The 2,178-nt window shown below is 68.5% G+C and carries 2 protein-coding genes and 2 pseudogenes; all 4 read right to left on the reverse strand.

The window, feature by feature from the left end:
- A partial coding sequence (locus FKV24_RS19725; RefSeq protein ID WP_283016198.1) for a proprotein convertase P-domain-containing protein occupies positions 1-126 on the reverse strand: 126 nt, incomplete at its 3' end.
- A gap of 90 nt (positions 127-216) precedes the next feature.
- A pseudogene (locus FKV24_RS20115) lies at positions 217-522 on the reverse strand (PPC domain-containing protein); the annotation flags it as partial.
- Between the two features lie 111 nt (positions 523-633).
- Positions 634-1,824, reverse strand: a pseudogene (locus FKV24_RS03225) (M20/M25/M40 family metallo-hydrolase); the annotation flags it as partial.
- A gap of 213 nt (positions 1,825-2,037) precedes the next feature.
- Positions 2,038-2,160: a proprotein convertase P-domain-containing protein gene (locus tag FKV24_RS20180; protein WP_425481565.1), complete on the reverse strand. Its 123-nt coding sequence runs from the start codon at positions 2,158-2,160 to the stop codon at positions 2,038-2,040.
- Between the last annotated feature and the right edge of the window lie 18 nt (positions 2,161-2,178).

The following is a 2,178-nucleotide window of genomic DNA, read 5'->3' on the forward strand; positions in this document are numbered from 1 at the left end:
GTTGTGGATGTTGTAGGTGCTGCCATCCGGGGCCACCAGGTCGACCTTCAGATCGCCCTTGTAGGTGTGGCGGATGTCGACATCCACGCTGGCGTCGCTGGGTGCGTTGCCGCTGCGACCGGACACGGTGATGGGGCTCTCGACGGTGGCGTTGTCGTTGATCGTGTAGTCGCTGGTGTTGCTGTAGGTCTGGGTGTCGCCACCGCCGCCGCTGCCGTAGTCGCCGACCAGGCTGACCCCGGAGAAGCTGCTGTAGGCCTTGACCCGGACGTGCCAGGTGCCGGCCTGCGGACTGGCGAAGCTGCAGGTCTCGGCATTGCCGTTCTTGTACGGACGGCAGTCGTAGCTGCTGTCGGTCGGCGCGCTGCCGAACTTGACGTAGAGGTCGGCATCGCCGCTGCCGCCGGACATCGTGAAGCTCAGGTTGGAGGCGCCGGCGGGCACGTCCATCGTGTACTCGACGGCGTTGCCGGCGGTGGCCGCCAGCCCGGTCACCGGCACGCCCTTCTCCAGTTCGTTGCCGGGCGGCGGCGGATCGGTGTCGCCGTCGGTCTTGGCCAGTTCGCCGAGAAAGCCCAGCGCGAGCTTGGCCAGCGGGGTGCTGGGCTGGGCGCTATTGCCCATGTTGGCCAGGGTGTCGGAGGTGGTGTGGATGCGGTTGTTGAAGGCGGCCTCGAACATCATCGCGGCCGGATAGCCGGCGCTGGTCCAGGAGGCGTGGTCGGAGCAGCCGTAGCCGCAGGTGTAGGTGCCGCGGGTCAGTCCGAGCGGGGCGAGGTATTCGTCGAACACGTCGCGCACGAACTGCTGCAGGGCGCTGTTGCTGTAGTCGGTGATCAACTGCATGTCGACGCTGGAGCCGCTGGCGTAGTTGGTCATGTCCAGCTGCAGCACGCCGACCACGTTCACGCCCTGGCTGGAGAAGGACTGGGCGATCGCGTTGGAGCCGCGCAGGCCGACTTCCTCGGCGGCGTAGCCCATGAACTTGACCGTGCGCCGCGGCTTCCAGCCATCGGCCAGGGCGATGCGCAGCACCTCGGTCAGGGTCGCGATGCCGGAGGCGTCGTCGTCGGCGCCGGGCGCGTTCATCGCGTTGCCGCTGCCGCTGTTGGAGATCGAGTCCAGGTGGCCGCCGAGCACCACGACCTCGTTGGCCAGGTCGCTGCCCTCGATGGTCAGGATCACCGACGGCTGGGTCGAACAGCTGGAACAGGCGAACAGCTCGGCGCTGACGTCGCTGCGGCCGGCGCCGAAGGCCTGCCAGGTGTCGCGGATCCACTCGGCCGCGGCCTTGCCATGGGTGCTGGCGTAGTAGCGGTTGGGGTAGGCGGTGGACAGGTGGTCGATGGTGGCGCGGATGTTGCTCTCGCTGACCTGCGGCAGCCACGGGTCGACCGTGTCCTGGTTGTCGACGGTATAGGTCGCGAACACGGTCTGCTGGGCCAGCGCGCTGCGCTCGTTGGCGAGGAAGGCCTCGGCCTCGTCCAGGCTGGCGAAGGCGAAGAAGCCGCCGCAGCGGTGCTCGTCGGCGTGGATGCGATGGCTGGCGTCGCTGAGCTGGTGGGCCTGGATGCGCGAGATCACCAGCGCGTTGCCGGTACTGTCGCGCAGCCCGGTCGGGTCGCGGGCGATCGCCGCCAGGCTGGTGCGGTAGCTGTCCTGCGAGGTGACGACATAGACCGGCGCGAACGGGTCGCTGTCGATGCGCTCGGCCAGCGCCGGGCTGATGTGGTCGTGGTGGCGGGTGTCGGCGGTCTGCGCATGGCCGGCACCGCTGGCGGCCAGTGCGGCCACCAGGGCAAGCGAAGCGATATGTCCTTGCATTGCGAAGCTCCTGGGATGCGGATGCGGGGCCTTGTGCGGCGCCCCGCATTCGGGAAGGGACGGGCGCGTCGGCCCGGGTCGGATCTCCCTGTGCGATCCGGAGTAGCGGGGCCCGGCCGAAGCCGGGCCCCGGTGCGACCGGCCGCCTGTAGCTGTCCTGGCGACGGGTTCGCGGTTGCGATCAGGTCATGACATCACGCTTGGAACGCGATCTCAGAAGGTCACGCTCCAGCTGTTGATGTAGCCGGTGTCGTAGTTGGCGTTGTCGTTGACCCGCAGCTTCCAGGTGCCGTTGAGGGCCTCGCTGGACAGGTTCAGCGTGTAGGTGCCGATCACGTTGTCGGCGCTGCCGCC

This window comes from Marilutibacter maris (genome assembly GCF_006546735.2).
GTDB lineage: Bacteria > Pseudomonadota > Gammaproteobacteria > Xanthomonadales > Xanthomonadaceae > Marilutibacter > Marilutibacter maris.